Here is a 26,158-nt window from a genome sequence, read left to right as displayed (position 1 = left end):
CGGCTGGTCCGAACCTGCTGGCATGACACCCCCAGCCACGGTCGGCAGCGACCGGCTCACCGAGCGGATGACCGCACTGGTCAGCGAGATCCGCGCCGTCGTGGACCGCGGACTGCCCCCCGAACTCACCGCGTACCTGGTCGGCGAACGCCTCGCCCCGCACCTGCTCGCCGCCCCCGACGGCCCCGACGCGCTGCTCACCCCCGCCCAGTGCGAGGGCGACCCGCAGCGCTACCGCCAGCACGTCGTGCACGCCGAGGCCGACGGCAGCTTCTCCGTCGTCGCCCTGGTCTGGCTGCCCGGCCAGCAGACCCCGATCCACGACCACGTCTCCTGGTGCGTGGCCGGTGTCCACCGGGGCCAGGAGAGCGAGACCCGCTACCGGCTGACCTCCGACGGGCGCACCTCCCGCCTGGTCGAGACCGAGCACGTGGCCGGCCCGGCCGGGACGGTCGCCGCCTTCGCCCCGCCCGGCGACATCCACCTGGTGCGCAACGCCTGCAGCACCACCGCCATCTCCATCCACGTGTACGGCGCGGACGTCTCCCGGCTCGGCACCAGCATCCGGCGGGTCTACCGGCTCCCCGCCGACCAGGAGCGGTGAGCGGCGGCGTGGCACTCACCCTCCGGGAGCGGGCCGCCCGCACCCGCTCGCTCCCCCCGCTCGGCGGGGACACCCCCGGCCTGCTGCTCGCGGCGGTCGGGGTGGCCACCGCGATCGCCGTCCACGCGGCCGTCCCCGCCGTGCCCAAGCTCACCGCCGCCGTCGTGCTCGGCATGGCGGCGGCCCACCTGCCCGGGCTGCGCCCGGTGGTCCGCGGGGTCGCCCGGTCCGGGCTGTCGACGGCCGGGAAGCGGCTGATGCGGCTCGGGATCGTGCTGCTCGGACTCAAGCTCAGCCTCGACGACGTGCTCGGCCTCGGCTGGGCCACCGTCGCCATGGTGCTCACCGTGGTCGCCGCCACCTTCGCCGGCACGCTCTGGCTGGGCCGGCGGCTCGGGCTGCCCGGCGACCAGCCGCTGCTGGTCGCCACCGGGTACTCGATCTGCGGGGCCTCGGCGATCGGCGCGGTCAGCCAGGCCGCCGGCAGCGAGGAGGAGGACGTCGCCTCCTCGGTCGCGCTGGTCACCCTGTGCGGGACCCTGGCGATCGCCGTACTGCCCTTGCTGCAGCAGCCGTTGGGGCTCGGCGAGATCGAGTTCGGGCGCTGGGTCGGGGCGAGCGTGCACGACGTCGGGCAGGTGGTCGCCACCGCGCAGACCGGTGGCCCCGGCGCGCTGCGTGAGGCCGTACTGGTCAAGCTGATGCGGGTGGTGCTGCTGGCGCCGCTGGTCGCGGGCGTGGCCGTGACGGTGCGGCGCAACGCGCGCACCGCGCGCCGGGCGGGCGCGGACGGTGCGGACGGTACGGCGAAGACCGGCAGCCGGCCGCCGATAGTGCCGCTGTTCGTGGCCGGGTTCCTGGCGATGATCGTGCTGCGGACCACCGGGGTGCTGCCCGAGCGGGCCCTCACCCTGGCCGGGGACGCCCAGGAACTGCTGCTCGCCGCCGCGCTGTTCGGGCTCGGCAGCGCGGTGCACCTGCCGACCATGGCGAAGACCGGCGGGCGGATCGCGCTGCTCGGGCTCGGGTCCTGGGTGGTGGTCGCGGGGGTGTCGTACGCGGGGGTGCTGCTCACGACCTGAGCGTCGTGAGCGACCCGAGCGAGGTGAGCGACGCGAGCGGTGCGGGCGTGAACAGTCGTCGTGTGTCCGGCCGCCCACCGGTCCGGGGTTGATCACCGGCCCGGTGGGCGGGGACTCGTTTATCGTCGGGCAGGGGATCGCCCCGACGGGGCGAAGCACCGCCGAGTCCGCCGAGGAGAAAGCATGACCACCGCACTGCCCGAACGGGACGCCCACGAGGCCGTCGTCACGCTCGACCGGCGGGAGGGCCCGTTCGGCGAGGTGGTGCTGCGGCAGCGCGGCCGGCACTACGAGATCATCGCCAACGGCTGCTTCCTGATGGACACCGCGGACGGTCGCTCCGAGCGGCTGCTGATCCAGGCGGCGCTGGACGAACTGGACCGCACCGGCGCCGGCCCGGCCGCGCCGTCGGTGCTGATCGGCGGCCTCGGGGTCGGCTTCTCGCTCGCCTACGCGGCCGCCGAACCGCGCTGGGGGCGGATCGCCGTCGTCGAGCGAGAGGACGCGATCATCGACTGGCACCGCTCCGGCCCGCTCGGCGCCTTCTCCGACGGCGCGCTGGACGACGCGCGGGTGGCGGTGATCCACACCGACCTGCTGGAGTACCTGGCCGCGGCCGACGGCGAGCGCTACGACGCGCTGTGCCTGGACATCGACAACGGGCCGGACTGGACCGTCACCGACTCCAACACCGGGCTCTACGGGGCGGACGGGCTCGCGGTGCTGTGGCACCGGCTGCGGCCCGGCGGGGTGCTGGCGGTGTGGAGCGCCCAGCCCTCCACGGCCTTCGAGGAGGCGCTGCGGGCCGCCGGTTTCTCGGACGTCGTGACCGAGGAGGTCCCGGTGAGCCGGGGCGTGCCGGACGTGGTGCACCTGGCGCGCCGGGCCGGCTGAACCCGGGCGCTGCGCAGGCCGGTCGGGACCGGGGGCTCCGGTGGCCGGCGCTGCTAGCGTGGGCGACCGCGGTGCACTAGTGCGGTCGAGCGGGCGGGTGGTGGCGTGGTGGTGGAGAGCGGATCGCCTTCGGAGCGGATCACGGCCGAGCTCCGACGTCGGATCGCGGCGGGGGAGTTGGAGCCGGGCGCCCGGGTGCCCTCGACGCGGCGGATCGTGCAGGAGTGGGGCGTGGCGATGGCCACCGCCACCAAGGTGCTGAACCGTCTGCGCGAGGAGGGGTTGGTGCGGGCCGTCCCCGGGGTGGGGACGGTGGTGGCGGCTCGGCCGACGGCTCCGACGGCTGCTCCCGGCGGGCCTTCGGCTCCGGCCGCAGGTTCTGCCGGAGCTCAGGCCGCCGCTCATGCCGTGGCGCCGGCCGCGCCCTCGAGGCCGACCGCCTCCTCGACACCGACCGCCGGGCGGCGGGGGAAGGGCGGCGAGCGGGAGCTCGGCCGGGAGCGGATCGTCGCGGTGGCGGTGCAGGTGGCCGACGCCGAGGGGCTGGCGGCGCTGTCGATGCGTCGGATCGCGACCGAGCTGGGCGTGGCGACCATGTCGCTCTACCGCCATGTGCCCGGTAAGGAGGAGCTGCTGCGGCTGATGCTGGACGAGGCCTTCGGCGAGCAGCCGCTCCCGGGAGCACCGGCGCCGGACTGGCGGACGGGCCTGGACGGGATCGCGCGGTTGCAGTGGCGGATCTACCGACGCCACCCGTGGTTGGCCTCCACCATGTCCTTCACCCGGCCGGTGCTGGCGCCCGACGCGGCGCTGCACACCGAGCGGTCGCTGGCGGCACTGGCGGGGACGGGACTGAGCATGGAGGAGATGGCCCACGCCTCGGTCAGCCTGGCGGCCTTCACCTGCGGGCTGGCGGTCCACTTCGAGCGGGAGGCGCAGGCCGAGCAGGACAGCGGGATGTCCGCGGACGAGTGGATGGACCGGCTGGACGACCGGGACCACGACCGGCTGATGACGGACCCGGAGCGGTTCCCGATGTTCGACGCGCTGAACCGGGGGCCGGAGATCGACATGGGCCTGGACGCGCTGTTCGAGTTCGGGCTGGCGCGGATGCTGGACGGGCTGGCGGCGTTGATCGCGGCGCGGCGTAACGGCTGACGGCGGAACGGCTGACGGCTGACGACCGTCAGCCGTCGTCGGTCAGCCGAACGGCCGGTGCTCCGGCGCGGCGTCGTCCGCGGCTTCGGCCTCCGCCTCCGGTTCGCCCGTGCTGGGGGTGGTGCCCGAGATGCCGAAGGGGTCGAAGTCCGGCGGCGGGATCATCACCGGGGTGCCCTTGCGCGGAGCCGGAGCGGACGCCGGGTCTGCCGCGTCCGTCGCGGTGGCGGCAGGGGCCGCCGTCGGAGCGGGCCGGGCCGGGATCAGCGGCGGGGTCGAGGGCGGCGGCGGGACGGCGGGGCCCTGGGCGGCGACGGTGGTGCCGAACGGGTCGGGCTTCTGCTCGGCGGCGACCGTGGTGCCGAACGGGTCCGGAGCCTGGGCGCCCCCGGCGGGCGGCGCGGTGGCTCCGTCCGTGGTGGGGGTGGTGCCGGAGATGCCGAAGGGGTCGAAGTCCGGCGGCGGGATCATCACCGGGGTGCCCTTGCGCGGGGCCGGAGCGGACGCCGCCTCCGAGGTGGCCGAGGGCTCCTCCGCGACCGGGGCGAAGGGGTTGAAGTCGGCGGGCGGGATGCGCACCGGGGTGCCGCGCAGGTGCACCGGCTTCTCCTCCTGGTCCGCCGCCGCGGGGGCGGTGGCCGGAGGGACGGGCGGCGCGGCGGGCGGGGGCACCGGGACCGGCGGGGCGGCCGCCGGTGCGGGCGCGGCCGACGGCCGGAGCGACTCGCCGTCCCAGCCGAACTGGATGCTCTTCAACAGCTCCGCGAACGCCTCGGTGTACAGCTCCCAGTCCTCCGGCCGGGCGGTGGACAGCTGGGCGCACAGCACCGTCCCGCCGTCCGGCAGCGGTACGAAGGCCTGGACGGCCGAGGTGACCACCCAGCGGCGTTGCCCGTCGGCGGCCAGCGCCCCGGGCACCGGCACGGTCCGGCCCTCGACCAGGACGGCGGCCGGCCCGGCGGGCAGCAGCACCGTCCAGACCTCGGCGTGCCGCCGTACGGTGGCCAGTTCGGTGGCGAGCGCGGTGATCGGCAGCGGGTGCCGGGCGAGCGAGATGACCAGGGTGGCCTCGGAGGCGCGCCCGTCCACCTCCAGCGCGCACACGCCCGCGTAGCGGACGCCCGCGTCCTGGAGCAGGTCGGTCAGGGTCGCGGTGATCACCGCGAAGTCGCGGCGCGGCTCCGGCCCGGTGGCGCTGAACAGTTCCTCGGCGACCTCGGCCAGGTGGCCGGTGAGCTCGGCGGCCGCCGCGAGGGTGGCCCGGTCGGCGTCGGCGTCCCCGGCGGTGTCCGCCGGAGGGGCGGGCACGGTACGGGCGGAGACCCCGGCGGGCCCGCCGGGGGAGGTCAGCGGGTGGAAGCCCGGCGGGACGATCAGCCGGACCTCGGCGCCCGCGCCGGTGGCCAGTTCGACCGGCTGCCGGGTCTGCTGACCGGCCGCCAGCGCGGCCAGGGCCGGGGCGAACGGCGGGCGCAGCTTGGCGTCGGCGAACTCGCCGGTGACCGGCAGCTGGAACAGCGCGGCCGAGGTGGTGCCCCGGTCGGCGATGGCGCCGCGCACCGCGCCGCCCCCGTAGCGGTGGTGCAGCGCGGTCGTCACCCGGTCGGCGACCCGTGCGCCGGTGCCGGGCCGGGCCGTTCCGGCGGTGAGCACCGTGCCGAGTCGGTGGAGGGCCTCGTGCACCGGGCCGTTGGGTGCCAGCGGCAGGCCGAACAGGGCCTCGGCGGCGGGGTGTTCAGCCGGCTTCGGGGTGCTGAGCGCGGCGGCCGGGTGGCGCGAGGTGTGCTCGTCGAAGAGGGCGTCGGTGAGCGTGCCGAGGGTCGCGCAGACCTGCTCGGCTGCCGCGAAGGGGTTGGCCTCCGCACTGAACTGGACGTCCTGGGTCAACTGGTGAGCCCCCCGCTCTGCTCCGTCTGCGGTCGGTGGTTCGAGTGGGACCGGAACCGCCCGGGCGGCGGGTCGTCAGGTCCCCGCCCATTCCTATCAGAGCCCACCGTCGGCACCGAACCGCAGGATCACCCGATGATCACGCCGGGGCGGCGTCGGCGGACCCTTCCGTGGCCTGCGCGGACGGTTCGTCCACGGGTCCCGCGGCCGTCGAACCGGCCGCCGAACCGGCCGTCGGAGCGGCCAGCGCGGTGAGCGCGTCGAGGATGCCGGGGACGGCGAACAGCCCGACCAGGTCCTGGACCAGCCGCCCGGACGGCCCCTCGGGCCGCTCGTCGGCGAAGAAGGAGGCCAGCTCGGCGGCCAGCGCGGGCTCCCGGGCGGCGGTGAGGGTGAGCGAGGCGACGAACTCCTGGACCAGGTGCAGCTGCAGCTCCTCCAGCGGCACGGACCGCTCGGCCAGCCACTCCAGCGAGGTGATCTCGGCGTTGGCGATCCAGGCCCGGACGGTCAGCCGCAGCCCGGGGCTCGGCGCCGGGACGGCCAGGTGGGCGAGGATCTGGTCGTGCGCCGCCCGGCGGACCTCGTCGATCACCGCGGAGGTGCCCGGGCTGGCCGCCACCGAGCCGCCCCGCAGCAGCGCGGCGAAGCCGGGCCCGTGGCTCTGCACGAAGTCCAGGTAGCGGCCCATCACCCGGAACAGCCGCTCCGACAGCGGCCCCTCCATCGGCTCCTCGAAACGCGCCGAGAGCTCCCGCCCGGCGCGCCGCAGCGAGGCCTCGTACAGCGCCTGCTTGCCCGGGAAGTAGTGGTACACCAGCGGCCGGGAGGCGCCCGCGGCGGCGGCGATGTCGTCGATCGACACCTCCTCCGGCGGGCGCCGGCTGAACAGCTCCAGGGCCACGGCGATCAGCTGCTCCCGCCGCTCGTCGACGCTCAGCCGCCGGCGCGGCCGCTCGCCCGCGGCCCCCCGGTCGGGGGCGGCGGCGGTCCGTGCTGCGCGATCGGCCGTCGGCGACGGTGTACGGGAGGCCATGCGCGCAGCCTATCCGGCGGCCGTCCGCGGGCCCATGCGGCCTGTCCCGCGCCTACCGGCCCGACCCGGCCCGGCCGGTGGCCTGTCCGGCCTTGAGCTCCAGGTAGCGGCGGTAGGCCTCCAGGCCGTCGACGACGAAGGTGTCGCGGGCGAGGCGTTCGGCGAGCTCGGCCGGGGTGAGCCAGGCGTGCCAGGCGACCTCGGACTCCTGCGGGGAGACCGGGCCGTCCCACTCCGCCTCGTACATGTCGCACCACCAGGAGAGCTTGCCGCCGTCGGGCTCCCGGAACAGGAACTTGAAGATCGGGCGCGGGGCGATGCCCTGCACGCCGAGCTCCTCCTCGGCCTCGCGGACGGCCGCGTCGGCGTAGCTCTCGCCGGAGCCGACCACGCCGCCGACCCACATGTCGTACGCGCCGGGGGAGAACAGCTTGGTGTCGGTGCGGCGGTGGACGAAGATCCGCCCGGCCGGGTCGCGGACCATGATGAAGACGCAGCGGTGGGTCAGCCCCTGGCGGTACACCTCCCCCCGCAGCGCCGTCCCGATCACCCGGTCGTTCTCGTCGACGATGTCCAGCAGCTCTTCGGCAGGGTTGGTCATGAACCACAGGTTAGGGTTTCCGGGCCCGCTTCGAACGCGGGATCGAGCAATTCTGACGTCGACGAACGAGCTGAGGACGGCGCGCGATGGTGGAGATCTGGGGCGAGACGGCCGAGGGGTTCGAGCCCGTACGGGAGGCCTTCGCGCGGAACTTCGCCGAGTACGGCGAGTTGGGCGCGGCCTTCGCGCTGTACCTGCGCGGCCGCAAGGTGGTCGACCTGTGGGGCGGCGACGCCCGGCCCGAGGTCGGCGGCCGGCCCGCGCCCGCGGTGCCGTGGACGGCGGACACCGCCCAGGTGCTGCGCTCGGTCACCAAGGGGCTGAGCGCGGCCACCGCGCTGCTGCTGGTCGAGCGCGGCCTGCTCGACCTGGACGCGCCGGTGTCCTCGTACTGGCCGGAGTTCAAGGCGGCCGGCAAGGGCGCGGTGCCGGTGCGCTGGCTGCTGTCGCACCAGGCCGGGGTGCCGGCGCTGGACGCGCCGCTGCGCCTGGAGGACGTGCTGACCTGGGAGCGGGCCGTCGCCGCGGTGGCCGCGCAGGAGCCCGCCTGGGAGCCCGGGACGGCGCACGGCTACCACCCGTACACCTTCGGCTGGCTGGTCGGCGAGGTGGTGCGGCGGGCCAGCGGCCGGAGCATCGGCCGGTACTTCGCCGAGGAGATCGCCAGGCCGTTCGGGCTGGACCTGTGGATCGGACTGCCGGCCGCTGCCGCGCCCCGGGTCGGCAAGCTGGTCGACCTGCCCGCCCCGGAGGCGGCCCGGACCGGTCCGAGCGGGCTGCGGCTGCGGCCCAAGCAGTCCGTCCAGGACGCCTACCAGGACCCGGCCTCGCTGACCGCCCGCGCCTTCGCCTCGGTGCTGCCCGGGGTGAACATGAACGACCCAGCGGTGCAGGCCGCCGAGATCCCCGGTGCCAACGGCATCGGTACGGCCCGCTCGGTGGCCCGGTTCTACGCGGCGCTGATCGGCGCGGCCGACCGCCCGGACGGCTCCGGCGCGCTGCTGCCGCCACTGTTCGGCCCGGAGGTGCTGGCCCGTGCGGTCGGGCCGGTGGTGAACGGCCCGGACCGGGTGCTGATCGTCAACTCGACCTTCGGCCTGGGCTTCTGGCGGCACGGCCCGACCGCGCCGATGGCCTCCCCGGCGAGCTTCGGCCACCCGGGCCGGGGCGGCTCGCTGGGCTTCGCCGACCCGGAGCTCGGGCTCGGCTTCGGGTACGTCACCAACGGGATGCAGCCGGGCGTCACCGGGGACGTGCGCTCGCGCAACCTGATCCGCGCGGTGCGCGGGTGCCTGGGGCTGTCCTGAGCCGGCCTGCCGGGGGCTACGCCTGGCCGGTCTCGAAGCGGCTGATCTTCCCGCCGTCGACGGTGAAGCGCCAGGCGGTGCGCATCTCGCCCCAGGTGTCGTTGGTGAAGTTGGCGACCAGGCCGCGGCCGCCGTTGGCCTCGGTCTGGACGTCCATCCGGCCGTGCGGGCCGAAGATCTCCCGGTCGATCCACTGCGTCAGGTCGCGGTCGGAGCCGTCGTCGGACATGGTCGCGTCGGGGGTGAGCGCGGCCAGGAAGGCATTGCGGTCGCCGGCGTTGACCGCGGTCACGAAGGCGCGGACGGCGGGGTCGGAGAGCTTGCTGGGGGCGATCGTCATCGAGGACTCCCGAGGGAAAAGGGACGGGAGTCCTTGTTTAGGGCGTTCGCGCGGGCCGTTCGGGCATGTCGGCGGCGCGTCGGCAAAATCACCGGATTCATGTGCTTAGATCCCGAAACAGGCGATTTGCCCGGTGAGCCCGCCGCGGGGAGTGGCGGTGGGGGGGGGGGGGGGGGGGGGGGGGGGGGGGGGTGGGGGGGGGGGGGGGGGGGGGTGTGGGGGGGGGGGGGGGGGGGGGGGGGGGGTTTTTCCCCCCCCCCCCCCCCCTCCACTCTCGACTAGAAGAAGCCGACCGCGTCGGGGGAGTAGCTGACCAGCAGGTTCTTGGTCTGCTGGTAGTGCTCCAGCAGCGCCTTGTGGGTCTCCCGCCCGATGCCGGAGTTCTTGTAGCCGCCGAAGGCCGCGTGGGCCGGGTAGGCGTGGTAGCAGTTCGTCCAGACCCGGCCCGCCTGGATGGCGCGCCCGGCCCGGTGGGCGGTGTTGATGTTGCGGGTCCACACGCCCGCGCCCAGCCCGTACTGGGTGTCGTTGGCGAGCGTGACCGCCTGGTCGAAGCCGTCGAAGCGGGTGACCGAGACCACCGGGCCGAAGATCTCCTCCTGGAAGACCCGCATGCTGTTGACGCCCTCGAAGACCGTCGGCGTCACGTAGTACCCGCCGGCCAGCGAGCCGCCGAGCTCGGCGCGCTCGCCGCCGACCAGGACCTTGGCGCCCTCCGCCTGGCCGATCTCGAAGTACGAGAGGATCTTCTTCACCTGCTCGGCACTGGCCTGCGCGCCGACCTGGGTCTCGGTGTCCAGCGGGTTGCCCTGGCGCATGGCGCGCACCCGGGCCAGGCCGTCGTCGAGCAGCCGTTCGTAGACCGGGGTCTCGATCAGCGCGCGGCTGGGGCAGGTGCAGACCTCGCCCTGGTTGAGGGCGAACATCGCGAAGCCCTCGACGGCCTTGTCGTAGAACGCGTCGTCGTCGGCGGCGACGTCCGCGAAGAACAGGTTGGGGCTCTTGCCGCCGAGCTCCAGGGTCGCCGGGATCAGGTTGTCCGCGGCGGCGCGGGCGATCAGCCGGCCGGTGCTGGTCTCGCCGGTGAAGGCGAGCTTGCGGACCCGGGGGCTGGCGGCCAGCGGGGCGCCGGCCTCCTCGCCGAAGCCGGTGACGATGTTGAGCACGCCCGGCGGCACCAGGTCGGCGGTCAGCTCGGCGAGCAGCAGCACCGAGGCCGGGGTCTGCTCGGCCGGCTTGAGTACCACGGCGTTGCCGGCCGCGAGCGCCGGGGCGAGCTTCCAGACCGCCATCAGGATCGGGAAGTTCCACGGGATGATCTGGCCGACCACGCCGAGCGGCTCGTGGAAGTGGTACGCCACGGTGTCCTCGTCCAGCTGGGAGAGGCTGCCCTCCTGGGCCCGCAGCGCGCCGGCGAAGTAGCGCAGGTGGTCGACGGCGAGCGGGAGGTCGGCGGCCAGCGTCTCGCGCACCGGCTTGCCGTTCTCCCAGGCCTCCGCGACCGCCAGCTGCTCCAGGTTGGCCTCCATCCGGTCGGCCATCCGCAGCAGCACCTGGGCGCGCTCGGCGGGGGAGGTGCGGCCCCAGGCCGGGGCGGCGGCGTGGGCCGCGTCCAGCGCGGCCTCGATGTCCGCCGCGGTGCCGCGGGCGACCTCGGTGAAGACCTCGCCGGTGACCGGGGTCGGGTTGCCGAAGTACTCGCCGCGCGCCGGGGGCGTCCAACCGCCGCCGATCCAGTGGTCGTACCGGGAGCGGTAGGCGACGATGCTGCCGGGCGCGCCGGGGGGCTGGTAGACCGTCATGCTCTGTGTCTCCTCGCGACGTCGGGCGCCCCGGCGCCGAGCGGGCCGGGGGCGGCACGCCGGACCGCCGCCCGGTCGGGGGCGGCCCGGCGGAGGTGCGGACACGCAGTCGGGCCGGCGCCCCGCCGGGGCGCCCGCCGACGAGCACGATAGCCGCCGGGCGCGCGGCGCGGCTACGGTCCGTACGACCGGCTCGTACGGAGGGTGGGGGTTCCGGACGTTCCGGACCGGGCGCGCGGGGCGCGTCCGACGGCGCGCGGTCCCGGGCGCGCCTCGGACGGGCCCGGCGGAGCCGGACGGCGTCGGGCCGGGGTGGGTCAGACCGCGTGGTACCGGCCGGTGCGGGCCTCCCAGCTGAGGTAGCCGGCCAGCCAGGTGATCAGCCCGTCGGCGTACCGCTGGGCGATCGCGCTCTCGATCCGGGACAGGCCCAACTCCCGGTACACGTCCGGCAGTCGACCGTGCAGCTCGGCGCAGCGCTCGACCATCAGCTGGGCCTCCGCCATCACCGCGGCGCAGGCCTCCTCGGCGGAGCAGTGGCGCTCGCGCTGGACGATCATGACCAGGTTGTTCACGTCGCCGCGCGGGGCCTCCAGCGGGAACGAGCGCACGTCGTTGCTGAGCGACGGTATGTCGGCCGCCAGCTGGCGGAGTTGGCGCAGAACCGGGTGGTGCAGCACGGAGGCGGGGACCTCGAACTGACCGAGTCGTTCGACCATGTCGAAGATGGTCTCCATCGCCGCGGTGCCCCGTCTGAGTTCGAGGTAGCCGTCCCGGTCCGGCGGGCGGGCGGAGATCCGGCCGGCCGCCTCGGCCGGGTGACTGGCGAAGTAGTACTCCCAGTTGTAGGCGGCGCGGGCCTGCCAGCGGGCGGGCATGCCGCGCACGCTGCGGCTCCACAGGTCGGCGAAGGCGGTCTCGACCGGGGAGCGCTGGTCGGGGCGGGCGCCGTGCAGGACGGCGATCAGCCGCTCGCAGATCGGGGCGACCTCGGCCGGCCGGCGGCCGAGCGGGCCGTCGAACTGGTCGTCGAAGAGGAAGTAGAACCCCATCAGGTCGGCCGCCAGGGCGAGTTCCTCCGGTCCGGCGTCCGGGTAGCCGAGCGCGGCGAGGTCGACCACCTCCCAGTGGGCGTAGCCCGGGTGGTCGGCGTCGGGGAGCAGCGGGTGGCGGACCAGCCAGTCGCGGTGCACCACGGTGGCGTACGGGCCGTGCGGACTGCGGCGGTGCGGGAACGGGATCTGAAGTGAGGTGTCGTCAGACATCGGACTCCCGGTGCAGCGGTGGGTGGGGGCGCTTGTGGTTCGAGCACTGAGTGTGGGGGGAGTTGACGCGGCGGGGCGCGGCGGGTGAGGGTGGTTTCGCAAGATCATCCGCGCCTCGCGGGCCGTAGGGTATCTGATGTAATGATCGGACGTTAGGGATATAGGGCAATTGCCCTTGGCAAGCCGTCCGAACCCTCGCTGTCCGCCCCAGCCTGCGCGAATGCCGCACAGCGAGCCGTACACGGCGCTAACCTCGGCTCCACGAACAGTAGTGATGGACCGGCTCCCCGCGCGGTGGCGGGGCGGAGCCGCGAGCGGGTGAGGCGGAGGCGCGGCGGTGACCGATCAGGGCAACGAACTTCGGACGGGAACCGGTTCCGAACGGGACGAGGACGGCCCCGCCCCCCGGGTCAGGCTGCGCGACCGCGACACCGAACTGCGCTCCGTGGAAGCGGCCGTCGACCGGCTCTGCCGCGAGTTCGCCGCCGGCGGCACCGAGATCGGCGAACTCCTCGCCTTCTCCGGACGCCCCGGCATCGGCAAGACCAGCCTGCTGCACGAGGTCCGACGGATCGCCAGCCTGCGCGAGGGCGCCACCGTGCTCTTCGCCCGCGGCGGCGAACGGCAGTTCAAGGAGCCCTACCACGTGCTCCGCCAGCTCCTCCAGCCCGTCCTGACCCGGCTGGAGGCCGACGAGTTCAGCCAGGTCATGGGCACCTGGGAGGAGGTCGTCGGACCGGCCATGGGCCTCAAGCAGCCCAAGGCCGGCGCCCGCCGCCTCGACCCCCAGGGCGTCCGCGACGGCCTCGACTACGTCCTCACCCAGCTCGCACCGCGCCGCGCGCCGATGGTGATGATCGTCGACGACCTGCACTGGGCGGACGCCGAATCCCTCTCCTGGCTCGCCAAGTTCGCCGTCCGCTCCGGCGAACTGCCCGTCCTGCTGGTGTTCGCCTTCCGCGAGGACGAGAACGACTGGTTCGGCGAGACCCAGGAACTGCGCCGCGGCGTCCTGGGCCTCGCCAGCCGCAAGCACGAACTCAGCCGGCTCACCCTGAACTCCGTCTCCGACATGATCCGCGCCGAACTCGGCGACCGGGCCGAGGACGCCTTCTGCTACGAGTTCTGGAACGTCGTCAACGGCAACCCCTTCGAGGCCGTCGCCCTGCTCGACCAGGTCCGCGACCAGGAGCTCGAACCCGTCGAGGAGAACTCCCGGCAACTGCGCGAACTCGCCGTCGACGCCACCGGGATGACCCTCAAGAGCTGGCTGGACCGGCTCGGCCCCGCCACCCTGCGCTTCGCCTGGGCCTGCGCCATGCTCGGCACCGACATCCGGATCGACCTGGTCACCCGGATCTCCACCCAGAGCAGCGAGGGCGCCCGCGAGTCCATCAAGCAGCTGCGCAAGCAGCGCGTGCTCACCCAGGCCCCCAACGGCAACCTCGAGTTCGTCCACCCGCTGATCGCCAGCTCCATCTACAACACCATGCCGGAGGCCACCCGCCTCGGCATGCACGGCATCGCCGCCGTCGAGATCGAGAACGCCGGACTCGGCCTGCTCGCCGCCTCCCGCCACCTCGTCGAGACCCACTCCGGCGAGGGCGACGACCGGATCGTCAAGAAGCTGCGCCGCGCCGCCGTCGAACACCAGCTGATCGGCGCCCCCGAAGCCGCCCAGCGCTGCCTGCACCGGGCGCTCAACGAGCCGCCCGCCGACGACATCAAGGCCGAGGTGCTGTACGAGCTCGGCTGCTCCGCGCTGCTCACCGACCCCGGCGCCACCGTCAACCAGCTCAGGCTCGCCCTCGACCCCGACGAGGGGCCGCTGCGCCCCGAACTGCGGGTGGACGCCACCTTCCGGCTCTCCGAGGTGCTCGCCCACAGCGGCGAGCTGGGCCAGGCCGCGCTGGTCTGCCAGGAGGAGGCGGAGCAGACCCTCGACCCGGTCCGGCGCCAGCGGCTCCAGGCGGCCTCGTTCATGTGGCACGCCTTCCGCAAGTCCGAGGAGAACGGGCCCGACCGCTCCCGTCGGCTGGAGCAGCTCTACCTCAACCTGGCCGGCCGGGATGCCGCCGACCGGGCCGTGCTGGTGATGCGGGCCTGGGACCTCACCCTGCGCGGCGAACCCTCCGCCGACGCGCTCGCGCTCGCCGACGAGGTCCTGGACGGCGGTCGGCTGCCCAAGGGCCTCGGCTGGACGGACACCACCTGGGGCTTCGAACTGCCCTCGATGCTCTGCCTCACGTACATCTACAACGACCGCATCGCCCAGGCCGAGCGGCTGGCCGCGGACGCCATCATCCAGTTCGAGCTGGCCGGTTGGAGCGGTGCCCACCGGGGCTTCGCGTACTTCCTGATGGGGCTGGCCCGGTTCCGCCGCGGACTGCTCGCCGAGGCCGAGGACTTCCTGCGCCGGGCCTACCGGATCTCCGAGCGGATCGGCGCCAAGCTGCCGCTGGCCTGGGACGCCGTCGGCGTGCTGGTGGACACCCTGATCGCCCGCGGCCGGGTCGAGGAGGCCTGGGAGCTGGCCAACGAGTTCGGCTTCCACCCGCCGTACCACGCCACGGCCATGGTGCTGCCGGACGCGGCCTCGCTGTACGGCAAGCTGCTGGTCGCCAAGAAGCGGCACGCCGGGGCGGCCGCAGCGCTCACCGAGGCCGGGGCCCAGCTGGAGATCCGCGGCTGGCACAACACCGTCTGGGCGCCCTGGGCCGGGCACCTGGCCATCGCGATCTCGGCCGACGAGCCGGAGCGCGCCCGCTACTACGCCCAGAAGGCCGTCGACGACGCCCGCAGGTTCGGCACCGCCTCGGCGGTCGGCAGCGCGCTGCGCCTGCAGGCCCGGATCACGGACGGCCAGCAGGCGGTGGAGCTGCTGGAGCAGGCCGTGGAGCACCTCGGGCAGTCCCCGGCCGGGTACGAGCACGCCGTCGCGCTGGTCGAGCTCGGCGCCGCGCAGCGCCGGGTCGGCCGGCTGGAGGACGCCCAGGAGTACCTGTACCAGGGCATCGAACTGGCCCAGCACTGCTCGGCGGAGCGACTGGTCGACCGGGCCCGGCGGGAGCTGGCCAACTACGGCCTGCGGCCCAACCGGCTGGGGGTGCACGACTTCCGGGAGACGCTGGAGGCGCTCAGCGGTCCGGAGCGGGACGTCGCCGACCTGGCGGTCCAGGGCGTGCCGCCGCAGCGGATCGCGGAGCGGCTGGGGGTGCACCTGAGCCTGGTCAACCGGCGGCTGGCGGCGGTCTACCGCAAGGCGGGCACCGGACCGGACGGACTGGCCTCGGCGCTCGGGCTGCGGGCGGAGTCCGGCGAGGAGCCGGGGGAGTAGCGGGCGGGGAGTAGTGGGCGGGGGAGCAGTAGGCGTCCGGGCGGCGCGCGGTGGCGTGGGAGCGCCCCCGCCGGTGCGGCCCTCGCTAGGCTGACGGGCACCACGGGGGGCCGCTGCGACACCCCCGGACGGATCGGGACACCGGGCGGAGGCGGCAGCGCCGCCGCCAGTGAGGAGCAGGCCATGGCGAGCGAGGCCACCAGTGCGCGCCGCGAACCCCTCGACCGCTCGGGCGCGGGCGCGGCGATCCAGCGCTGGACGCTGACCTCCGGCCCGTACGAGGCCAGCGTGCTCAACCTCGGTGCCACCCTGCACACCCTCACCGCCCCGGACCGGGCTGGCCGCCCGGCCCAACTGCTGCTCTCCACCGACGAGCTGGCGCAGATCCTCGGCCCGGCCCGGCACTACGGCACGGTGGTGGGCCGGTACGCCAACCGGATCGACGGCTCCGCGGTGACCATCGACGGCGAGGACCACCCGCTGGCCCCGACCGGCGGCGGGGTCACCATCCACGGCGGGCCGGACGGCTTCGCCCAGCGGATGTGGGCGGCCGAGCCGGTCGACGGCGGGGTGCGGCTGCGGCTGCACAGCCCGGACGGCGACCAGGGCTTCCCGGGCGCGCTGGACGTCACCGTCACGTATACCCTGGCGCACACCCCGGGCGAGGGCGGCGAGCTGGTGATCGACTACCGTGCCGTCACCACCAGGCCGACGGTCGTCAACCTGACCAACCACGCGTACTTCAACCTCGCGGGTGAGGGCGCCGGCGACGTCCTGGGCCACCTGCTCACCCTGGACGCCGACGAGTACACCCCGGCCGACGAGCGGCAGATCCCGTACGGGCGGACCGAGCCGGTGGCCGGGACGCCCTTCGACTTCACCGTGGCCACCCCGATCGGCAAGTCGGTGCACGACGAGCACCCGCAGCTGGCCGGTCCCGGCGGCTACGACCACAACTGGGTGCTGCGCGCCCGACCGGCGGACGGCAGCCCGGCGCGGGCGGCGCTGCTGGAGGACCCGGTCAGCGGCCGCACCCTGGAGGTGCTCACCACCGAGCCGGGCGTCCAGGTCTACACCGCGAACAAGTTCCAGGGCGCCGTCACCGGCGCGCGCGGGGTGCCGTACGGGCCGTTCGCCGGGATCGCGCTGGAGACCCAGCACTTCCCGGACTCCCCGCACCACCCGGCGTTCCCGAGCACCGTGCTGCGACCGGGCGAGGAGTTCCGCTCGACCACCGTGCTGCGGCTCGGGGTCAACTAGGGCCTGTCCTGCGGCCTGTCCTGCCCTGCTGAGGCCCGGTCCAGGTCCCGGCGCATGCAGAGCCGGGGCCAGCGGTCGAGGCCGTGCTCGGCCTCCAGCCGGCGGATCCGGCGCAGGCCCGGGGTGAGTTCGGCCTCGCCGAGCGGGCGGAAGCCGCAGCGGGCGTAGTACGGGGCGTTCCAGGGGACGTCCGCGAAGGTGGTCAGGGTGAGCGCGGGGGCGTCGGTGCCCTCGGCGAGGTGCTCGATCAGGGCCCGGCCGATGCCCCGGCGGGCGTGGTCGGGGTGGACCGAGACCTGTTCGACGTGCAGCGCGCCGTCCACCGGTTCGGCCAGCAGGTAGCCGGCGATCGTCCCGTCGGGGGCCTCGGCGACCAGGGCGGTGCCGTGTTCCAGGTAGCGGGCCAGCTCCTCCGGGGCCGGGGGCTCGTCCGCGGCGATCTCCGGCATCCCGATCTCCGCGAACGGGGCTCCGGCGGCCCGCTCCAGCTCGGTCAGCAGGGGCAGTTCGTCCTTCACGACGGCTCTGATGCGCATGCGTCCAGTCTGCTGCACGCGGTTTCCGGCCACGGAGGGTGGCTGCTCCGGCCACCCCGGGGTGGGGCGAAGCGGACGAAGACGGACATCGCGCCGCGCCGTCCACTACCGTGCGGCCACGTCCAGGACACGCGGATGTAACGATCGCGGCTTCTTGCAGAAACTTGCTGCAAGACCTTTCCGTCGATCTTGCACCGCTGTTAACTTCCTTCCCGAGCCCGACGGCAGCAACGGTGCGGTCGGCACGAGGCAGCCATTATGCGCCTGTCTCCGAACATCTCGGGCACCCCCACCCTCCTAGGAGTTCTCATGCGGCGTGGCATCGCGGCCTCTGCCCTCGTTGTGGCCCTCGCGGTCTCGATGGCTGCCTGTGGCAGCAGTGGCGGCTCCGGCTCCGACGGCAAGGCCGACGGCCCGGTCACCCTCACGTACTGGGACACGTCGAACGCCACCAACGAGGCTCCGAACTACGAGGAACTGGCCAAGAAGTTCACCGCGGCCAACCCGAACATCAAGGTCAACTTCGTCAACGTGCCGTTCGACCAGGCGCAGAACAAGCTGCAGACCGCCATGGGGGCCAAGGGCGCGCCCGACGTGTTCCGCTCCGAGGTCGGCTGGACCGCCGCCTTCGCCAAGGCCGGCTTCCTGGAGCCGCTGGACGGCACCCCCGCCGCCGCCGACACCTCCGCCTTCCAGCCCAGCCTGATCCAGCAGGCCAGCTACGGCGGCAAGCTGTACGGCGTCCCGCTGGTCACCGACACCCTCGGCCTGCTGTACAACAAGGACCTCTTCGCCAAGGCCGGCATCACCGACGCCCCCAAGACCTGGGACGAGTTGAAGACCGACGCCGCCGCCGTCAAGGACAAGGCGGGCGTCGACGGCTTCTGGATGAAGGCCGCGGACGGCTACTACGCGATGCCGTTCCTGTTCGGCGAGGGCACCGACGCCGTCGACGCCGCCGCCAAGAAGATCACCATCACCTCGCCCGAGGCCGTCAAGGGCATCGAGACCTACAAGTCGATGTTCACCTCGCCCGGCACCGCCAAGGCCGACGTCACCACCGACGCCTACGCCCACATGATGGACGCCTTCAACAGCGGCAAGGTCGCGGCGATCATCCAGGGCCCCTGGGAGATCACCAACATCTACAAGGGCTCCGCGTTCGCCGACAAGAAGAACCTCGGCATCGCCCCCGTCCCGGCCGGCTCCAGCGGCAAGGCCGGCGCCCCCACCGGCGGCCACAACATCGCCGTCTACGCCGGTGCCGACAAGGCCCACAAGGCCGCCGCCGAGAAGTTCGCCGCCTTCATGACCTCGGCCGAGAGCCAGGCCTTCATCGCGCAGAAGAACTCCACCCTGCCGACCCGCGCCGACGCCTACACCGCCGACGTCAAGGCCGACCCGGGCATCGCCGGCTTCCAGGCCATCCTCGGCAGCGCCAAGCCGCGCCCCGAACTGCCCGAGTACAGCTCGCTGTTCGACTCGCTCGGCACCAACCTCGGCAAGGCCGTCCAGGGCACCGGTACCCAGGACGCGCTGAACACCGTCGCCACGGACTACGCCAAGCTCCTGCCGGGCTTCGCCAAGTAGTCCCCGCCGCCCGGCCCGCCGACCCCGGCGGGCCGGGCCGTCGGCTCCCCGGGGCCGTCGGTTCCCGCGAGCCGTCGGCCTCCCCGAGAACCCCCGAGAAGGTGCAAACGATGTCAGTCGCCGTGCAGGGCGCCACCGGCAAGGGCAGCCGGGAGCGCGATCAGCGTCCGGGTCCGCTGGAGCGCCTCAAGCGCTCCTACGCCAAGCACTGGTACGCCTACGCGATGGTCGCCCCGGTGGTCGTGGTGCTCGGCGCGCTGGTGTTCTACCCGCTCGTCGAAGGCGTCTGGCTCACCCTCACGGACGCCAACAGCCTCAACGTCGCCCGCAAGATCGGCGTCAACGAGATCCCGGCCAGCTACCAGTACATCGGCTTCCACAACTACGCCGACATCCTCTGGGGCCCAGGCTCGTACGACCGCTTCTGGTCCCACTTCGTGTGGACCATCGCCTGGACGGCCATCTGCGTCAGCCTGCACTACACCCTCGGCCTCGGGCTGGCCGTGCTGCTCAACAAGAAGCTGCGCGGACGCGTCGCCTACCGGATGCTGCTGATCCTCCCGTGGGCCGTGCCGACCTTCGTCACCGTCTTCTCCTGGCGGCTGATGCTCTCCGACGGCGGCGTCGTCAACACCGTGCTCTCCGCGCTGCACCTGCCCGAGCCCGGCTGGCTCACCGACCCGTGGGCGCAGAAGTCGGCCGCGATCCTGGTCAACACCTGGGCCGGCGTGCCGTTCATGATGATCTCGCTGCTCGGCGGCCTCCAGTCGATCCCGGCCGAGCTGTACGAGGCCGCCGAGATGGACGGCGCCACCCGCTGGCAGCAGTTCCGGCACATCACCCTGCCGGGGCTGCGCTCCGTCTCCTCGACCGTCGTGCTGCTCGGCGTGATCTGGACGTTCAACCAGTTCAACGTCATCTTCCTGCTGTTCGGCAAGGGAGCCCCGGACGCCCAGCTGCTGGTCACCTGGGCCTACCGCCTGGGCTTCGGCCAGATCCCCCGGGACTACGCCGGCTCCGCCGCGTACGGCGTGATCCTGCTGTCCATCCTGATCGTCTTCACCGCCTTCTACCGGCGCTGGCTCGCCCGCAACGAGCAGGCCAACGGCTAGGGGCCCGCCCCCCCAGGCCCCGGACCCAGTTGACCCACGAAGGCAGGTAACCCGATGAGCACCACCACCGAACGCCCCGCCCCCGCGGCGGCCCCGGCCCCGGCCGCCCGGCCGGCGAAGTTCCGGCCGCGCGGCGAGAGCAGCCCGCTGTCCAAGGCGCTGTCCCACGGCGTCCTGATCCTCGCCAGCCTGATCGCGCTGTTCCCGATCGGGTGGATCCTGTTCGTCTCGCTCGGGCCGGACAAGAACGACTACCTCCACCCCGCCGACATCTTCGGCAAGATCACGCTGTCGAACTACCAGCAGGTGCTGGGCGACACCGACTTCTTCACCTGGTTCGGCAACTCCCTGCTGGTCGCCGGCGTGACCACCGTGTTCGGCGTGCTGCTCGCCGCCACCGCCGGGTACGCCGTGTCCCGGATGAGGTTCCCCGGGCACAAGCCGCTGATGTGGTCGCTGCTGGTCACCCAGATGTTCCCGATCGCGGTGCTGATCGTGCCGATGTACACCATGCTCTCCGCGCTCGACCTGCTGGACAGCTACGCCGGGCTGATCCTGGTCTACTCCACCACCACCGTGCCGTACTGCGCCTGGCTGATGAAGGGCTACTTCGACACCATCCCGGTGGAGATCGACGAGGCCGGCCGGGTCGACGGGCTCAGCCCGTTCGGCACCTTCTGGCGGCTGGTGCTGCCGCTCGCCCGTCCGGGCCTGGCGGTGGCCGCGTTCTACTCCTTCCTCACCTACTGGGCCGAGGTGCCGTTCGCCTCCACCTTCATGCTCAGCTCGGACAAGTACACGCTGGCCGTCGGCCTGCAGAGCTTCGTCAGCGAGCACGACGCCCAGTGGAACCTGATGGCCGCCACCGCCGTGCTGATCGCGATCCCCTCCGCGGCCTTCTTCTACCTGGTGCAGCGCCACCTGGTCACCGGCCTGACCGCCGGTGCGTCCAAGTCGTAACGCTCCCAGGCCCCTTGCTTCCCAGCGCTCCTCCGATCCCCAAGGGACACCGTCCATGACCCAGAACCTGGCCGACACCTCCCGGCCCGCCGCCGACACCGCTCACGAGGCGGCGACCCCGGCTCCCGTGACCGGCGGCGCGTCCAGAGACTGGTGGCGGGACGCGGTCATCTACCAGGTGTACCCGCGCAGCTTCGCCGACTCCAACGGGGACGGCATGGGCGACCTGCCCGGCATCCGCAGCCGGCTGCCGTACCTGCGGGACCTCGGGGTGGACGCCGTCTGGCTCTCCCCCTTCTACGCCTCGCCGCAGGCCGACGCCGGCTACGACGTCGCCGACTACCGCGCCGTGGACCCGATGTTCGGCACCTTGCTGGACGCCGACGCGCTGATCCGGGACGCCCACCGGCTCGGCCTGCGGATCATCGTGGACCTCGTCCCCAACCACTCCTCGGACCAGCACGAGTGGTTCCAGCGCGCCCTGCGCGAGGGCCCCGGCTCCCCGCTGCGCGACCGCTACCACTTCCGCCCCGGCAAGGGCGAGAACGGCGAAATCCCGCCCAACGACTGGGAGTCCATCTTCGGCGGCCCGGCCTGGACCCGCACCGAGGACCCGGACGGCACCCCCGGCGACTGGTACCTGCACCTGTTCGCCCCGGAGCAGCCCGACTTCAACTGGGAGAACCCGGCCGTCGCCGACGAGTTCCGCTCGATCCTGCGGTTCTGGCTGGACATGGGCGTGGACGGCTTCCGGATCGACGTCGCCCACGGCCTGGTCAAAGCCCCCGGACTGCCCGACCTCGGCGGCTCCGACCAGCTCAAGCTGCTCGGCAACGACGTCATGCCGTTCTTCGACCAGGACGGCGTGCACGAGATCTACCGCAGCTGGCGCCGGATCCTCGACGAGTACCCGGGGCAGCGGATCGGCGTCGCCGAGGCCTGGACCCCGACCGTCCAGCGCACCGCCAACTACGTCCGCCCCGACGAGCTGCACCAGGCCTTCAACTTCCAGTACCTGGGCACCGACTGGGACGCCGCCGCGCTGCGCGAGGTGATCGACCTCTCGCTCGACTCGATGCGCCCGGTCGACGCCCCCACCACCTGGGTGCTGTCCAACCACGACGTCACCCGGCACGCCACCCGGTTCGCCAACGAGCCCGGCCTCGGCACCCAGATCCGCACCCCCGGCGACCGCGCGCTCGGCCTGCGTCGGGCCCGCGCCGCCACCCTGCTGATGCTCGCGCTGCCCGGCTCCGCGTACGTCTACCAGGGCGAGGAGCTCGGCCTGCCGGACGTCACCGACCTGCCCGACGAGGTCCGCCAGGACCCGTCCTTCTTCCGCCAGGCCGGCCAGGACGGCTACCGCGACGGCTGCCGGGTGCCGATCCCGTGGTCCGGCACCGAGGCCCCGTACGGCTTCGGACCGGTCGCGGGCGGGCCGTCCTGGCTGCCGCAGCCCGCCGAGTGGGCCGGGCTGAGCGTCGAGGCGCAGACCGGCGACCCGTCCTCCACCCTGGAGCTCTACCGCAGCGCGCTGGCCGTCCGCCGGGCGCGGCCCGACCTCGGCGCCGGCACCGGGGTCGAGTGGCTGGACGCCCCCGAGGGCACCCTCGCCTTCCGGCGCGGCTCCTTCGTCTGCACGGTGAACACCACCGGTGAGCCGGTGCGGATACCCGCCCCCGGCCGGCTGCTGCTCTCCTCGACCGAACTCGGGGCGGACGGCGGCGAGACCGTGCTCGCACCGGACAGCACCGGCTGGTGGGCGGTCTGACGTGGGTGCAATAGGCTCTGGGCCCGTGACTACGGCGCGACTCTCAGACATCGCGGCGCAGGCGGGGGTCAGCGAGGCCACCGTCTCCCGCGTGCTCAACGGCAAGGCGAACGTCTCCGCGGCCACCAGGCAGACCGTCCTGGCGGCGCTCGACGTGCTCGGCTACGAGCGGCCGACCCGGCTGCGCCAGCGCAGTGCCGGCCTGATCGGGCTGATCACACCGGAGTTGAGCAACCCGATCTTCCCCGCGCTGGCCCAGGTGATCGAGCAGGTGCTGAGCCGGCACGGGTTCACCCCGGTGCTGTGCACCCAGACGCCCGGCGGGTCCACCGAGGACGAACTGGTCGAGATGCTGGTCGACCGGGGCGTGGCGGGCATCGTCTTCGTCTCCGGGCTGCACGCCGACTCCACGGCCGACCACGACCGCTACGCCCGGCTGGCCGGGCGCGGGGTGCCGTTCGTGCTGATCAACGGCTACAGCGAGAAGATCGACGCGCCGTTCATCTCGCCGGACGACCGCTCCGCGATGTGGATGGCCGTCCAGCACCTGGCCGAGCTCGGGCACGAGCGGATCGGCCTGGCGGTCGGGCAGCGGCGGTACGTGCCGGTGCTGCGCAAGATCGAGGGCTTCACGGCGGCGATGCGCGAGGTGCTCGGGCACAGCCGGGAGGAGGCCGAGGACCTGGTCCACCACACGCTGTTCAGCGTGGAGGGCGGGCACGCGGCGGCCGGCGCGCTGCTCGACAAGGGCTGCACGGCGATCGTCTGCGGCAGCGACATGATGGCGCTCGGCGCGATCCGGGCGGTACGCCAGCGCGGGCTGTCGGTGCCGCAGGACGTCTCGGTGGTCGGCTTCGACGACTCGCCGCTGATCGCCTTCACCGAGCCGCCGTTGACCACCATCCGCCAGCCGGTCGAGGCGATGGCGACGGCGGCGGTGGACGCGCTGCTGGAGGAGGTCGGCGGGAACTCCGCCCAGCGCGGGGAGTTCATGTTCCAGCCGGAGCTGGTGATGCGGGGGTCCACCGGGGCCTGCGCGCGCTGAGAACCGGCGGCGGACCGGGTGGACCCGGCGGACCGGGTAGAGCGGGCGGACCGGGTGGACCGGTAGAGCGGGCCAACTGACGGGCCCCGGAGGGCGGTTGCTCTCCGGGGCCCGTCGGCGTGCGGTGCTCGGGGCCGGCCCGGCCCGGGTTGCTCGGCCCGCCCGGGCCGGCTGTCGGTCAGCCTTCCTGGGCGGCCGGGCGGTCGGTGGAGACCCGGTGGCCGTCGACCGCGTCGCCGGTCCTGGTCTCGGTGCGGCGGCCGCGGGTCAGGTAGTCGCGCACGACCAGTTCGACGGCGTCCTGCGGGTTCTTGGTGCCGGAGAGCAGCATCGCGTCGATCGCGAGGTTCGCGTCGAGGGTGATGGTGACCTGGGCCATGTGACTCCTCCTCGGGTGCAGAACAGCAGCATGCCCCGTGGGCCGGGGTTCGACCATGCGGAATCCGGGCGTGCGGGCACGCCGGAGCCCCGGGAGGAGCGCACTCGCTCCTCCCGGGGCCCGGGGCCTGTCTCGTGGGTCCGTGGTCGCTCAGACCCGGCCGGCGAAGTCCGGGGCCCAGTTGGCGACGGTCTGCAGGCGGACGCCCGAGCTCGGGTTGGCGGCCTCGACGTACTGGCCGTTGCCGATGTAGATGGCGACGTGGTAGACGCCGGAGTCCTGGCCGTTGTTGGACCAGAACAGCAGGTCGCCCGGCTGCAGGCTGTCCAGCGAGACGTGGGTGCTGGCGGCGGCCTGGTCGGCGGCGACGCGCGGGATGTTGATGCCCGCGGCGCGCAGCGCGGCCTGGGTCAGGCCGGAGCAGTCCCAGCCGCCGTTGCCGGTGCCGCCGTAGACGTACGCCTGGCCGATCTTCGACTGGGCGAAGGAGACCGCGGCGGCCATGCTGCCGGTGGCGGCCGGGGCCGGGGCCGGGGTCTGCGCCTGGGCGGCGGGCTTCGACGCCGGCTTGGTGGCGGACGGCTTGCTCTGGGCGGTCGGCTTGGCGTTCACGGCACCGCCGTTCGAGGCCTGGCCGGCCTTCTGCGAGCGGTCGAACCAGGTGAAGTCCGAGCCGGACTTGGTGGCGGACTGGTCGGCCTGGGCCGAGGTGCCGTCACCGAAGGTCAGCTGCTGGCCCGGGTAGATGGTGTCCGGGCCCTCGGTCAGGGTGCTGCGGTTGAGGTCGTACAGCCGCTGCCAGCCGCCCTGGACGTTGTGCTTGTCGGCGATCGAGGACAGCCAGTCGCCGTCGACGACGGTGTAGCCGCCGGCCTGCGCCGGGCGCTTCTGCGACCAGGTGCTGTTGGCGGACTGAGCGGAGGCGGTCGCGGAGTCGGAGCCCTGGGCCTGGTCCTGCGCGGGGGCGGCGGGCTTGGCGGGCTTCGCGGCCGGCTTGCTCGGGGTGGTCGGCTTGGCGGCGGGCTTGGCCGCGGTGGAGCCGGCCGAGGTGTCGACGGCGGCCGCGGCGCCGCCCTTGGTCAGACCGGCCTGGACGGAGCAGACCGGCCAGGCGCCGGGGCCCTGCGAGGCGAGGACCTTCTCGGCGACGGCGATCTGCTGGTCCTTGGTGGCCTGGTCGGCCTGCGGGGCGTAGGCGGTGCCGCCGAAGGCGGCCCAGGTGCTGGAGGTGAACTGGAGGCCGCCGTAGAAGCCGTTGCCGGTGTTGATGCTCCAGTTGCCGCTGCTCTCGCACTGGGCGACCTTGTCCCAGGTGGCGACGGAGGCGGCGTTCGCGGTGCCGGTGGTGAGGCAGGGGACGGTGAGGCCGACGCCGGCGACGCCGAGGGCGGCGATCACGCGACGGGTGCGGCTGGACAGGCGGTTGCCGTTGGAAGGCAGCATGAAGACGCGGTCCTCTCCCACGCCTGCGAGGTGAGCTGTCGGATTCGGGCTGGAGTTGCCCGGCCGCGCTGTGGGCGCGGCTTCACCCCTAGCCCTGGACCGTTCCGGAAAACGGTCCGGGGCGACTTACCTGTGGTTCCCCCGCTCCTGCCGTGATGCGTTTTCGCGCTGCCAGGACATCCGACGGCAGGACTCGGCGTCGCGGATGAACTGGGTCCGTGTGGTCACGAACGGGGAGCACGTTAAGCAGACTTAAGTGAGAACTGCAAATACCTGTGATGCGCATCACGGTTTAGCGGGAAACGCCGAATGGCCCGTAATTCATGATCGTAAATGATCGTTTCCGGCAATATCGCAGCGGATTCTCATAACTGGCTCCGCCTCAGGAAAGAGGTGACGGAGCGTTGGAGCGCAAAGGGCGCGCGCCCGTGGTGCGAGGGCCCGGCCGTGAATCACGAGCCGGGGAACGCGCCCGCCACCCGTCGGATATTCATCGACAAATGAACTGGAAACGGACATTGCGTCGCATTGTCCGCCCAACTCACCATCGGGGTGAATCGGAACACGGCGAAAGGGCCCGGAACGAGGTCGTTCCGGGCCCTTTCGGCGGTGCGGGTCCGCCGGCGGTGGCCGACGGGCGTTCAGCGGGTCGTGCTAGTGTCCTGAGTCAGGAATTCGCTTCAGATATCCGGCTAGGCGGTCGAGGATCTCGTCGGCTGTCTTGGTCCAGACGTAGGGCTTCGGGTTGG

21 protein-coding genes and 1 riboswitch are annotated in these 26,158 nt (G+C 73.4%); of the genes, 12 read left to right on the top strand and 9 right to left on the bottom strand.

Translation table 11 applies throughout. The features are described from left to right. The first annotated feature begins 22 nt into the window (after nt 1–22). From ACZ58X_RS36755 to ACZ58X_RS36740, 4 genes are all read left to right on the top strand, one after another. Nucleotides 23–604, top strand: coding sequence for a cysteine dioxygenase family protein (locus ACZ58X_RS36755; protein ID WP_470337918.1), 582 nt, complete (start codon nt 23–25; stop codon nt 602–604). Nucleotides 605–612: 8 nt separating this feature from the next. Next, nucleotides 613–1,686, top strand: a complete 1,074-nt coding sequence (locus ACZ58X_RS36750) for a YeiH family protein (protein ID WP_470337917.1) — start codon at nt 613–615, stop codon at nt 1,684–1,686. Between the two features lie 183 nt (nt 1,687–1,869). Continuing rightward, nucleotides 1,870–2,580 (top strand): spermidine synthase family protein, encoded by a 711-nt coding sequence (locus tag ACZ58X_RS36745; protein WP_470337916.1) that lies wholly within the window; start codon nt 1,870–1,872, stop codon nt 2,578–2,580. A 111-nt stretch (nt 2,581–2,691) separates the two neighbouring features. Next, nucleotides 2,692–3,738, top strand: a complete 1,047-nt coding sequence (locus ACZ58X_RS36740; RefSeq protein WP_470337947.1) for a TetR/AcrR family transcriptional regulator C-terminal domain-containing protein — start codon at nt 2,692–2,694, stop codon at nt 3,736–3,738. A 42-nt stretch (nt 3,739–3,780) separates the two neighbouring features. On the opposite strand, the gene ACZ58X_RS36735 is transcribed toward ACZ58X_RS36740, so the two are convergent. The 3 genes from ACZ58X_RS36735 to ACZ58X_RS36725 all read right to left on the bottom strand — a co-directional run bounded on the left by ACZ58X_RS36735 (nt 3,781) and on the right by ACZ58X_RS36725 (nt 7,262). Then, nucleotides 3,781–5,625 carry a hypothetical protein gene (locus tag ACZ58X_RS36735; RefSeq protein WP_470337915.1) on the bottom strand — a complete coding sequence of 615 codons (1,845 nt, stop codon included), beginning with the start codon at nt 5,623–5,625 and terminating at the stop codon, nt 3,781–3,783. A gap of 139 nt (nt 5,626–5,764) precedes the next feature. Continuing rightward, nucleotides 5,765–6,661, bottom strand: coding sequence for a TetR/AcrR family transcriptional regulator (locus tag ACZ58X_RS36730; protein ID WP_470337914.1), 897 nt, complete (start codon nt 6,659–6,661; stop codon nt 5,765–5,767). Between the two features lie 52 nt (nt 6,662–6,713). Beyond that, nucleotides 6,714–7,262, bottom strand: coding sequence for an NUDIX hydrolase (locus ACZ58X_RS36725; RefSeq protein ID WP_470337913.1), 549 nt, complete (start codon nt 7,260–7,262; stop codon nt 6,714–6,716). A gap of 86 nt (nt 7,263–7,348) precedes the next feature. Between ACZ58X_RS36725 and ACZ58X_RS36720 the strand changes: the two genes are divergently transcribed. Further along, nucleotides 7,349–8,569 carry a serine hydrolase gene (locus ACZ58X_RS36720; RefSeq protein WP_470337912.1) on the top strand — a complete coding sequence of 407 codons (1,221 nt, stop codon included), beginning with the start codon at nt 7,349–7,351 and terminating at the stop codon, nt 8,567–8,569. 16 nt (nt 8,570–8,585) lie between these two features. Here the strand turns inward: ACZ58X_RS36720 and ACZ58X_RS36715 are convergent, their stop codons facing one another. From ACZ58X_RS36715 to ACZ58X_RS36705, 3 genes are all read right to left on the bottom strand, one after another. Then, entirely contained in the window at nt 8,586–8,909 is a 324-nt protein-coding gene (locus ACZ58X_RS36715; RefSeq protein ID WP_470337911.1) for a nuclear transport factor 2-like protein, read from the bottom strand. Nucleotides 8,910–9,187: 278 nt separating this feature from the next. Further along, nucleotides 9,188–10,711, bottom strand: coding sequence for an acetaldehyde dehydrogenase ExaC (exaC, locus tag ACZ58X_RS36710; protein WP_470337910.1), 1,524 nt, complete (start codon nt 10,709–10,711; stop codon nt 9,188–9,190). A gap of 317 nt (nt 10,712–11,028) precedes the next feature. Beyond that, nucleotides 11,029–11,976: a terpene synthase family protein gene (locus ACZ58X_RS36705; RefSeq protein WP_470337909.1), complete on the bottom strand. Its 948-nt coding sequence runs from the start codon at nt 11,974–11,976 to the stop codon at nt 11,029–11,031. A gap of 337 nt (nt 11,977–12,313) precedes the next feature. Between ACZ58X_RS36705 and ACZ58X_RS36700 the strand changes: the two genes are divergently transcribed. Together ACZ58X_RS36700 and ACZ58X_RS36695 are read left to right on the top strand one after the other, a co-directional pair. Continuing rightward, nucleotides 12,314–15,313 (top strand): ATP-binding protein, encoded by a 3,000-nt coding sequence (locus ACZ58X_RS36700; protein WP_470337908.1) that lies wholly within the window; start codon nt 12,314–12,316, stop codon nt 15,311–15,313. 183 nt (nt 15,314–15,496) lie between these two features. After that, a complete protein-coding gene (locus ACZ58X_RS36695) occupies nt 15,497–16,573 on the top strand; it encodes an aldose epimerase family protein (RefSeq protein ID WP_470337907.1) in 1,077 nt (358 codons plus the stop codon). On the opposite strand, the gene ACZ58X_RS36690 is transcribed toward ACZ58X_RS36695, so the two are convergent. Continuing rightward, on the bottom strand, nt 16,570–17,109 hold the full coding sequence (locus tag ACZ58X_RS36690; protein ID WP_470337906.1) for a GNAT family N-acetyltransferase: 540 nt from the start codon (nt 17,107–17,109) through the stop codon (nt 16,570–16,572). The genes ACZ58X_RS36695 and ACZ58X_RS36690 overlap by 4 nt on opposite strands. 309 nt (nt 17,110–17,418) lie before the next feature. Here ACZ58X_RS36690 and ACZ58X_RS36685 point away from each other — a divergent pair, with 309 nt between their 5' ends. The 5 genes from ACZ58X_RS36685 (at nt 17,419) to ACZ58X_RS36665 (ending at nt 23,587) form a co-directional block, all read left to right on the top strand. After that, nucleotides 17,419–18,699, top strand: a complete 1,281-nt coding sequence (locus tag ACZ58X_RS36685; RefSeq protein ID WP_470337905.1) for an extracellular solute-binding protein — start codon at nt 17,419–17,421, stop codon at nt 18,697–18,699. Between the two features lie 110 nt (nt 18,700–18,809). Next, nucleotides 18,810–19,811, top strand: coding sequence for a carbohydrate ABC transporter permease (locus ACZ58X_RS36680; protein ID WP_470337904.1), 1,002 nt, complete (start codon nt 18,810–18,812; stop codon nt 19,809–19,811). A gap of 54 nt (nt 19,812–19,865) precedes the next feature. Then, entirely contained in the window at nt 19,866–20,771 is a 906-nt protein-coding gene (locus ACZ58X_RS36675) for a sugar ABC transporter permease (protein WP_470337903.1), read from the top strand. 55 nt (nt 20,772–20,826) lie between these two features. Beyond that, on the top strand, nt 20,827–22,542 hold the full coding sequence (locus ACZ58X_RS36670) for a glycoside hydrolase family 13 protein (protein WP_470337902.1): 1,716 nt from the start codon (nt 20,827–20,829) through the stop codon (nt 22,540–22,542). Between the two features lie 25 nt (nt 22,543–22,567). Then, on the top strand, nt 22,568–23,587 hold the full coding sequence (locus ACZ58X_RS36665; RefSeq protein ID WP_470337901.1) for a LacI family DNA-binding transcriptional regulator: 1,020 nt from the start codon (nt 22,568–22,570) through the stop codon (nt 23,585–23,587). A gap of 178 nt (nt 23,588–23,765) precedes the next feature. Here the strand turns inward: ACZ58X_RS36665 and ACZ58X_RS36660 are convergent, their stop codons facing one another. After that, nucleotides 23,766–23,966 (bottom strand): hypothetical protein, encoded by a 201-nt coding sequence (locus tag ACZ58X_RS36660; protein ID WP_470337900.1) that lies wholly within the window; start codon nt 23,964–23,966, stop codon nt 23,766–23,768. Between the two features lie 150 nt (nt 23,967–24,116). After that, nucleotides 24,117–25,409 carry a transglycosylase family protein gene (locus ACZ58X_RS36655; RefSeq protein ID WP_470337899.1) on the bottom strand — a complete coding sequence of 431 codons (1,293 nt, stop codon included), beginning with the start codon at nt 25,407–25,409 and terminating at the stop codon, nt 24,117–24,119. Nucleotides 25,410–25,416: 7 nt separating this feature from the next. Then, a riboswitch (cyclic di-AMP (ydaO/yuaA leader) is annotated at nt 25,417–25,579 on the bottom strand. Nucleotides 25,580–26,158: the final 579 nt, after the last annotated feature.

It is taken from the genome of Kitasatospora sp. NPDC040550 (assembly GCF_055594965.1).
Note: the sequence above shows the minus strand (reverse complement) of the source record. Positions and strands in the feature narration are given on the sequence as shown.

Coding starts and splice junctions, on each gene's coding strand:
- ACZ58X_RS36755 (WP_470337918.1), top strand. CDS start 23: ATGACACCCCCAGCCACGGTCGGCAGCGACCGGCTCACCGAGCGGATG.
- ACZ58X_RS36745 (WP_470337916.1), top strand. CDS start 1,870: ATGACCACCGCACTGCCCGAACGGGACGCCCACGAGGCCGTCGTCACG.
- ACZ58X_RS36730 (WP_470337914.1), bottom strand. CDS start 6,661: ATGGCCTCCCGTACACCGTCGCCGACGGCCGATCGCGCAGCACGGACC.
- ACZ58X_RS36725 (WP_470337913.1), bottom strand. CDS start 7,262: ATGACCAACCCTGCCGAAGAGCTGCTGGACATCGTCGACGAGAACGAC.
- ACZ58X_RS36720 (WP_470337912.1), top strand. CDS start 7,349: ATGGTGGAGATCTGGGGCGAGACGGCCGAGGGGTTCGAGCCCGTACGG.
- ACZ58X_RS36715 (WP_470337911.1), bottom strand. CDS start 8,909: ATGACGATCGCCCCCAGCAAGCTCTCCGACCCCGCCGTCCGCGCCTTC.
- exaC (WP_470337910.1), bottom strand. CDS start 10,711: ATGACGGTCTACCAGCCCCCCGGCGCGCCCGGCAGCATCGTCGCCTAC.
- ACZ58X_RS36705 (WP_470337909.1), bottom strand. CDS start 11,976: ATGTCTGACGACACCTCACTTCAGATCCCGTTCCCGCACCGCCGCAGT.
- ACZ58X_RS36695 (WP_470337907.1), top strand. CDS start 15,497: ATGGCGAGCGAGGCCACCAGTGCGCGCCGCGAACCCCTCGACCGCTCG.
- ACZ58X_RS36690 (WP_470337906.1), bottom strand. CDS start 17,109: ATGCGCATCAGAGCCGTCGTGAAGGACGAACTGCCCCTGCTGACCGAG.
- ACZ58X_RS36685 (WP_470337905.1), top strand. CDS start 17,419: ATGCGGCGTGGCATCGCGGCCTCTGCCCTCGTTGTGGCCCTCGCGGTC.
- ACZ58X_RS36680 (WP_470337904.1), top strand. CDS start 18,810: ATGTCAGTCGCCGTGCAGGGCGCCACCGGCAAGGGCAGCCGGGAGCGC.
- ACZ58X_RS36675 (WP_470337903.1), top strand. CDS start 19,866: ATGAGCACCACCACCGAACGCCCCGCCCCCGCGGCGGCCCCGGCCCCG.
- ACZ58X_RS36670 (WP_470337902.1), top strand. CDS start 20,827: ATGACCCAGAACCTGGCCGACACCTCCCGGCCCGCCGCCGACACCGCT.
- ACZ58X_RS36660 (WP_470337900.1), bottom strand. CDS start 23,966: ATGGCCCAGGTCACCATCACCCTCGACGCGAACCTCGCGATCGACGCG.
- ACZ58X_RS36655 (WP_470337899.1), bottom strand. CDS start 25,409: ATGCTGCCTTCCAACGGCAACCGCCTGTCCAGCCGCACCCGTCGCGTG.